Annotated in this window: 1 protein-coding gene; it reads right to left on the bottom strand. The window is 44.3% G+C overall.

Going from position 1 to position 526, the window contains the following annotated elements:
* Positions 1-419, bottom strand: a 419-nt coding sequence (locus H6A34_RS15675; protein ID WP_275955213.1) for a transposase, incomplete at its 3' end; no start/stop codon positions are given.
* Positions 420-526: the final 107 nt, after the last annotated feature.

The raw sequence follows: 526 nt of genomic DNA, 5'->3' as shown, positions 1-526 counted from the left end.
GCCCATCCCTTCATCGTCCTGTGGCTGTGCGCACGCTTTATATTGCATGACTTCAACGGTGTGGAGTCGATAATGGATATTCCAGTACATTTACCCAACGCACATGTCTGCAGGAACAGCAAAAGATGGAGTCCTACCTTAGCCTGGCGTTCTACGAAGCGGTTGTACGACAGGCGGTGTGGAAACTCCTTGCGCATGTGGTTACATACATAACCGAGGTAGAAAGACTTGAGGTCTCGGTGGCGCAAGATATGGAACAGTACGAGAATGGTCATCACCTCGCTGTCGGACATGAGGCACTGGCGGTTGCGGCGACGTTTGCCGCAGATGTCCAGCGTGTGTTTTTTCAGTTCAGGAGCAAAATATTTGCAGAATTCATCGAGAATACAGAAAATTTCTATTATATTTGCATCAGTCATGGGAATGAGATATTTTTATGTAACTTATTGATTATCAACTATAAAGGTACTAAAAATATCTCATTCCCACAACTTTTTCAATCGTTTTCTTATACCGAACTCACGTA

It is taken from the genome of Marseilla massiliensis (assembly GCF_016899855.1).
Classification (GTDB): domain Bacteria; phylum Bacteroidota; class Bacteroidia; order Bacteroidales; family Bacteroidaceae; genus Prevotella.
The sequence above is the reverse complement of the archived record's forward strand: the minus strand, read 5'-3'. Positions and strand labels throughout refer to the sequence as shown.